Here is a 7,286-nt window from a genome sequence, read left to right as displayed (position 1 = left end):
GCGCGTATTTCCCGGTGATCAACAGGGCTTATCCGGCAGCCGTTAGCGGCACGTTGGAGGAGTATCATTACGACCGGAAAAAAATGACGTTTACGATGAGCTGGAAGAATGATCCACGCATTACATCTCCCACTATGATTTATTTTCCATTAGCTCCGCATAAGATAGTCGTGTCGGGAAATACAGGGCCGTATATTGTGCGGCACAATGATGAAAACAGTGCATGGATAATATTGAAAGCGATTCCCGGCAACACGGTGCGGAAGTTGCTGATCAGAAAAAAGTAGTAAAAAAATCGGATCTTTGCCATTCAATATCCTGATATGGAAGATCTGAAACAAGTGGCTGCAAAGGCAGCGATGGATTTTATAAAACCTGGTCAATTAATAGGTGTAGGTGCCGGCGCTACGATTGCGCACCTGGTAAATTTTTTGAAAGAAGAGGTAACGCTATTTGAAAGTATTACTGTGGTTACCTCTTCTTTTAATACCCGGCAACTCCTGCTGGAGAATGGTTTTCACACAAAAGATATCAGTGAGGTTTCCCAACTGGATATTTATTTTGATGGCTGTGATCAGTTTGATCATCAGCTCAATGCCCTGAAAAGTGGCGGTGGTATTCATACCCGCGAAAAGTTGCTGGCAGCCATGGCAGATAAATTTATCCTCATTGGTGATGGCGCCAAATATGTGGGGCAGTTGTATACTACGTTTCCGGTGGTGATAGAAGTGATACCGGAAGCGGTCCCATTTGTGCTGTTGCAGCTGAAGAAAATATTTTCACTGGCCAATCCGGTGACCCGGATGAGTAACAAAAAAGATGGGGCCGTGATTACAGAAAATGGTAACCTGCTCATTGATATCTTTTTCCGTTCTTTCCCACCATTAGACAGTTTGAATGCGCGTTTAAAGGAAATTCCGGGTATTCTTGAAACTTCGCTTTTCTACAATATGGCACATGCTGCCATCATAGCGGGAAAGAAAGGAGTAGAGATTATCAGAAAGGATCCTGCTTATTTAATCTGAAACGTTTTTGTTCCGGCAGTTACCTGGTAGCGTAATCCTTTATCGGTGGTTTGTGTAATCACCGGTTTATCATTTACATATATTTTTTGTTTGGGAGAGATGTGAAAGTAAATGTCTGCGCTGGCATTAGCGGGCACTGTGACGTGGTAGCTGATGACATCGCCGTTTCTTTCCCAGGCAGAAAGCACCGTGCCATAAGGACTTTCGTGGCTGGCTTCAAAACGATCGAGGCCAGCTACAAAGTTGGGCGACAGCAAAATGTTTTTAAATCCGGGTGCGGCTTCATCGGGTTTAATGCCGGCAATGCCTTTATACATCCATGCGCCTATCTCTCCAAACATAATATGGTTGCGCGACAGGTCGGAGGAAGCGTTGATATCCCAGTTTTCAAACAGGGTAGTGGCGCCATTCATGATCCACCAGCCCCAGGAAGGGAAGCTGCGTTGCGCCGCTACTTTATAGGCCACGTCGGCGTATCCGTTTTCGCTGAGTGCATTCAGGATACTTTTGGTACCCAGCAAACCTACGTCCAGGTGGAAGTTATCTGCCGCCAGTCTTTCCGCCAGTTTAGCGGCTACTTTACTTTTTATGTTATCAGGTGCCAGGCCCCAGTACAAAGCTACGCTCTGCTCTGTTTGTACGCCTTCTCCATAAATGCCGGTACTGGTGTTCAGGTATTTGGTATTAAACGCATTTTTGATTTTTGTTGCCAGCGCGCTGTACTTTTCATAGTCCGTGTTGTTGCCAAACAGCTTCGCGGCTTTTGCCACTATTAATGCATCTGCATAGTAATAGGCGGAAGAAGTAAATTCTACCGGTGATTTTGATTTCACCGGTACCCAGTCGCCCAGGCCCCAGGTAGTTAAGCCGGAAGGGCTGATGGCGGTGATATGATCCACGTAGCGGCGCATCGGTTCATACGAAGCAGATAGCAGTGTGGTATCTCCATAAAACAAATAAATATTCCAGGGGATGATGGCAATGGTGCTGGTCCAGTCAGGGCCGTTGCCCCACTCATAGCCCCAGCCGCCGGTAGGAATAATAGAAGGCAGCACGCCATTGGGTTGTTGTTCATCGCGATGATCGGCCAGCCATTTTTCGTAGATGGTGATGGCATCGAAATTATAGAGGCCCGTTTCTATGGCAATCTGTGCATCGCCGGTCCAGCCGTTCTTTTCACGCTGCGGGCAATCGGTCGGATAGCCGAACAGGTTAGAGAGATACGCGTTGTTGGTGGCCCACCATAATTTGTTGATCATGGTATCGGAGCCATTTATTTTTCCGACAGGCGGAACGTTGCTGTGCATGAAATAGCCGGTCAAACTTTCTTTCGTCAGCTTCACCGGTTTGTTGCTGCTCACCTCCACATATTGAAATCCTTTATAGTTAAATCGGGGCATAAAAGTTTCCTCGCCTTTGCCACTCAGCGTAAAAATGTCGGTTTGGAAAGGATCTGTATCATCGGTAGGGCGGTAATGCACCACGATGTTGGAGAGATCCACGAATCCTTTTTTATCCAGTTGTTCACCATGTTTGAGCTTAACAACAGTACCTGCTGCACCGCTTAGCCGGATCTTGCTGACACCGGCAATGTTTCTGCCAAGATCATATACCCAGGTGCTGTCGTTGATTTGGGTCATGTTGGCTGCCGGCACTTCTTCCACATTTTCGATGGGATATAATTGTTGCGAGACAATATTTTTAGACGGTGCGGAACGGAACATCACTTGTTGCCACTTGCTGTCGTCGAAACCGGTGGTATTCCATCCGGGTTGTTCCTTGCGGGCATCATAATGTTCTGCTGTATAGATGCTGTTGAAAACAATGGGTCCGGGGGCTGTTTTCCAGTCTTTCCCGGTGGTGATGGTTTCCACGCTGCCATCGGTATAGGTAACGCGGAGATCCATGCAAAAAGCGGGTCTGCCGCGCCAGGGGGCATTATGGAAGTTCCATACGGCGGTAGACTGGTGATTGTACCAGCCGTTGCCCAGCATTACGCCAATGGCGTTTTGTCCTTGTTGCAGCAGGTGGGTAACATCGTAGGTTACGTAGAGCGTGCGGCGGTCGAATCGGGTGTACATGGGATCGAGGCGGTGGTTGCCTGCTTTTTGCCCGTTGATATACAACTCATATAATCCGGCGACGGCAATATAGGCCCGTGCTGACTGAATCGATTTAGCAGCGATGAAATTTTTTCGGAAGTTGGCGGCAGGTTTCACCTGTACATTGTCGCCATCGCTGATCCAGGCGCCTTTCCAGTTATAGCTGTTCACCATGCCTGTTTCAAACCAGGAGCCGGTGGCGGGTAATTTACGACCGTCATTATCCCATATTTCCACGCTCCAGTAATACCTGGTAAAGGGCTGTAAGGCTTTACCGGTATAGGCTACCAGCATATCGGCCTTATTCACTTTGCCGGAGGTCCATAACGGCGCCGTTGCCAGTGTGAGCGAGTCGGTGGCTACGCGGATCTGATAAGCGGTTTGGCGGGCGCCATCGCGGTTATCGGCCAGTAACCAGGACAGGCGCGGATGGGTGGCATCTATTCCCAGTGGGGTGGGAAGATGTTCGCATTTTAAGGCTGCAGGAGCGGCGTTGTTGTCTGGCAAAGCTTTCGGTGTAGCCGCTGTGTTGGTTGCTGGTACAACTTGCAGAGCAGCAGCTTTGTGGGCGGCTGCTAATGCGTGCAGGCCTGCGGCTGCATGACGGTGACCAGGTGCGGCCGATAAAACTTCGGAATCTGCCCATGAGTGTGGACAACTGTTGTCCGGTGCAGTTAATAAAACTTCCCGGCCCGCCGGCGCATAGCCACGTGCCGTTGCGGCAAAACAGAGTAAAGTAAAAGGAAAGACAAGGTTCCTGAATGTTGAATGCATGCTCAGCTAACGTTTATTTAATATTGATCTGCGACAAGATAATATAAGTCGCCCTTTTTTTTACCTGTTTTATGTAAATAGAAAAAAGATAGATCGATCTGTCTATTTTTATATATCTTTGTCACATGAAGAAGAAGATCAGCGATCCGAAGCAGCGTTTATTGGACACCGCCACTGACCTGTTTTATAATCAGGGTTACCATGCTACCGGCATTAACCAGGTAATACAGGAAGCTGGCGTGGCGAGAGCGAGTCTTTATATGCACTATGAATCCAAAGAATCATTGTTGCTGGCATTTTTACAGCAGCGGCATACAGATTGGATGGCGGGCTTGAAAGTCTTTACCGATAAAGGAAACAAACCTAAAGAAAAGATCCAGGCAGCTTTTGATTTCCTGGCAGATAACAACGAGAAAGAACATTTCCGGGGCTGTGCTTTCCTGAATATTCTGTCTGAAACGACCGACAAAGACACCACAGTATTGACAGTCATTCAGGATCATAAGAAAGATCTGCGGGCCTTTTTGAGCGACATTCTTACAAAGGAAAAGCAATCGGTGAAGGATCACGTGTACCTGTTGTTTGAATCTGCGATCGTGGAAAGTCAGCTTTACCGCAACCAGTGGCCGGTTCAGGAGGCGAAGAAAGCCGCGATCGGTTTGTTGTAAGCAACGGTGCGGATTCACTTCTCCCGAAAAAAGTAAAACAGGAAAGGTAGTCCCGGCGAAGAGTAACTTCTCCCGAAAAGTAAAATGTTAAGAGCAGCGCTGGCTGAGATTTACTTCTCCGGAAAAAGTAAAATACCAGAGGAGCCCCGGCGAAGCATTACTTCTCCGAAAAAATACTAAAAGATGCACTGCATCTTTTTTAAACACTTTTAAATAGACAGATCGATCTATCTAAATATTCATAACTTAAATTCAATAATAATGGAACAAAAATTTCCCCTTCCGCCCTTTACACACGAAACCGCCCTGCAGAAAGTTCAACTGGCCGAAGACGCCTGGAACAGCAGGGATCCGCAAAAGGTATCCTTGGTATACACACAAGATACCGTGTGGCGCAACCGCGATCAGTTCATCAACGGTCGGGAAGAAGTCGTTACTTTTCTCACGAAGAAATGGGAGAAAGAACTGGATTATAAACTGAAAAAAGAACTCTGGAGTTTTACGGACAACCACATTGCGGTGTGTTTCGAATATGAATGGCATGACCACACCGGCAACTGGTTTCGTTCCTATGGCAATGAACTCTGGGAGTTTAATGCTGATGGCTTAATGCAACGCAGACTGGCCGCCATCAATGATGTACCCATTAGTAGCAGCGAACGTAAATTCCGGGAACCGGATGAACTGGTGCTGGCCTGTTAAGTAATTTGAATTTTGTAACTTCGTTACATGAATAAGACAGAAACTTTACAGGAGTTTTATCAGGAAAAATTCAGCGCAGTACCCGAAAACCTGCAGCAGGATCTCGGTCATTTTAATGTGTTCCGCATGGAGGACTGTATGGTAGACGGGCATCTGACCGTGAAATACAGTCGCCGTGATTTTTATAAGGTGAGTATTCTCAGAGGACATTACCTGTTCCATTACGCAGATAAAACGCTGGAAGTAAAGGGTACTACGCTGATGTTTTTTAATCCACAGGTACCTTATTCATGGGAATCCTTGTCGGGAGACAGTGTGGGGTATTTCTGCATATTTAAGGAGTCTTTTTTTACCGGTACCAGCAGGGGCCATATTTATGACCTGCCCATGATGGCGCCGGGTGGAATGCCATCTTACCAGCTTAATAAAACGCAGGATAAAGAAGTGACGCAGCTATTTAAAAAGATGTTGTCTGAAATCGGCACTGACTATATATATAAGTATGATTTGCTCCGCAGCTATCTGACCGAAGTAATTCATTACGCGCTTAAAATGCAGCCTTCTGAAATGCTGTACCAGCATGCGGATGCTAAGTCCCGTATCACGTCCGTATTTACCGATCTGCTGGAAAGACAATTTCCGATTGAGTCGCCGGCACAGCGTTTTGTACTGCGGTCGGCCAACGACTTTGCCAAACAATTATCCGTACATGTGAATCACCTGAACCGTGCTATCAGGGATACTACCGGCAAAACCACCACGGCACATATTGCAGAACGGCTGACCAGCGAAGCAAAGGCCTTGCTGAAACATACTAACTGGAATGTGTCTGAAATCAGTTATGCGCTTGGGTTTGAAGAACCTGCCCATTTCAATAACTTCTTTAAGAAACAAACGAGCATTTCACCCGGTGCTTTCAGGACTGTTTGAATTTTGCAATAAATGGTTTGATCCGTGTAACAGTCGGAAGGTATTCCTGATCTACTTTTGTGTTAATAAAAAGCACAAAAATCATGGACAACAACAAAGTATGGTTTATCACCGGCGCGTCCAAAGGATTGGGCCGTTCATTCGTTTTGCAATTATTAGCACAGGGATATAAAGTAGCCGCTACTTCCCGTAGCCTCGAAGACCTGCGTAAAATTTCTACTGCCGCTGATTTTCTCCCGCTGTCAGTGGACCTTAAAAACGAGCATAGCGTAAAAGCCGCAGTAGCGGCTACCATCAGCCAGTTTGGACGTATAGATGTACTGGTAAATAATGCCGGCTACGGACAAGTAGGTAGTCTGGAAGAACTGTCTGATGCGGAAGCACGCGCCAGTTTTGACGTCAATGTATTTGGCCTGTTAAATGTTACCCGCGCTATATTACCGCATATGAGAGCGCAGCAATCCGGGCATATCTTCAACATTTCCTCTATTGCAGGTTTTACAGGTGCATTCCCCGGCTTCGGCGTTTATTGCGCCACCAAGTTTGCAGTTGATGGATTATCTGAATCGTTATCTGCCGAAACAAAAGCATTCGGAATCAAAGTGACCATCGTATCACCTGGTTATTTCAGAACTGATTTTCTCGCCTCCGGCTCACTGGGCTTGCCTGCACAACCGATAGTGGCCTATCAGGCGGTACGTGAGGTGCAAAATGCGCATCAGCATGAAATCAATGGTAACCAGGCGGGTGATCCTGAAAAAGCAGTAGCAGCGGTTATTGACATCGCTGGTGCAGAAAATGCACCCCTGCATTTATTCCTTGGCGAAGATGCTTATGGATTGGCTTATCAGAAAATGGAAGCGATAACCGCAGACCTGGAAACGTGGAAAGAAGTAACGGTGAATACCGCGATTGAAGCGTAGATTTCCGCGATTTTTTGTCTTGGAACAGGATTATACTGATGTAGATGATTTTCCAGATTTTATTTTTTTGATAAACATTAGCGAAAACTAACAATATTAATCTTCGCTAATCTTTTTTAATCCTGTAAAAATAAAATCTGGAAAATCATCTACATCAGTATA

At 46.4% G+C, this 7,286-nt stretch carries 7 protein-coding genes; 6 read left to right on the top strand and 1 reads right to left on the bottom strand.

Annotated elements, in window-relative coordinates:
* Both VIP81_RS25575 and rpiA read left to right on the top strand, forming a co-directional pair.
* A partial coding sequence (locus VIP81_RS25575; RefSeq protein ID WP_331967932.1) for a hypothetical protein occupies positions 1 to 287 on the top strand: 287 nt, incomplete at its 5' end.
* Between the two features lie 36 nt (positions 288 to 323).
* Positions 324 to 1,025: a ribose 5-phosphate isomerase A gene (gene rpiA, locus VIP81_RS25570; RefSeq protein ID WP_331967930.1), complete on the top strand. Its 702-nt coding sequence runs from the start codon at positions 324 to 326 to the stop codon at positions 1,023 to 1,025.
* Here the strand turns inward: rpiA and VIP81_RS25565 are convergent.
* Positions 1,013 to 3,901, bottom strand: coding sequence for an alpha-L-rhamnosidase (locus VIP81_RS25565; RefSeq protein WP_331967928.1), 2,889 nt, complete (start codon positions 3,899 to 3,901; stop codon positions 1,013 to 1,015). The two genes, rpiA and VIP81_RS25565, sit on opposite strands and share 13 nt — an antisense overlap.
* A 125-nt stretch (positions 3,902 to 4,026) precedes the next feature.
* On the opposite strand from VIP81_RS25565, the gene VIP81_RS25560 reads away from it, so the two are divergent.
* The 4 genes from VIP81_RS25560 (at position 4,027) to VIP81_RS25545 (ending at position 7,124) form a co-directional block, all read left to right on the top strand.
* Positions 4,027 to 4,569 (top strand): TetR/AcrR family transcriptional regulator, encoded by a 543-nt coding sequence (locus VIP81_RS25560; protein WP_331967926.1) that lies wholly within the window; start codon positions 4,027 to 4,029, stop codon positions 4,567 to 4,569.
* Positions 4,570 to 4,830: 261 nt separating this feature from the next.
* Complete coding sequence (locus VIP81_RS25555; RefSeq protein WP_331967924.1) at positions 4,831 to 5,271, top strand: nuclear transport factor 2 family protein; 441 nt, start codon at positions 4,831 to 4,833, stop codon at positions 5,269 to 5,271.
* A 27-nt stretch (positions 5,272 to 5,298) separates the two neighbouring features.
* On the top strand, positions 5,299 to 6,201 hold the full coding sequence (locus tag VIP81_RS25550; protein WP_331967922.1) for an AraC family transcriptional regulator: 903 nt from the start codon (positions 5,299 to 5,301) through the stop codon (positions 6,199 to 6,201).
* Between the two features lie 83 nt (positions 6,202 to 6,284).
* Entirely contained in the window at positions 6,285 to 7,124 is an 840-nt protein-coding gene (locus VIP81_RS25545; protein ID WP_331967920.1) for an oxidoreductase, read from the top strand.
* Positions 7,125 to 7,286 lie beyond the last annotated feature (162 nt).

Source organism: Chitinophaga sp. (assembly GCF_036566945.1).
GTDB lineage: Bacteria > Bacteroidota > Bacteroidia > Chitinophagales > Chitinophagaceae > Chitinophaga.
The sequence above is the reverse complement of the archived record's forward strand: the minus strand, read 5'-3'. Positions and strand labels throughout refer to the sequence as shown.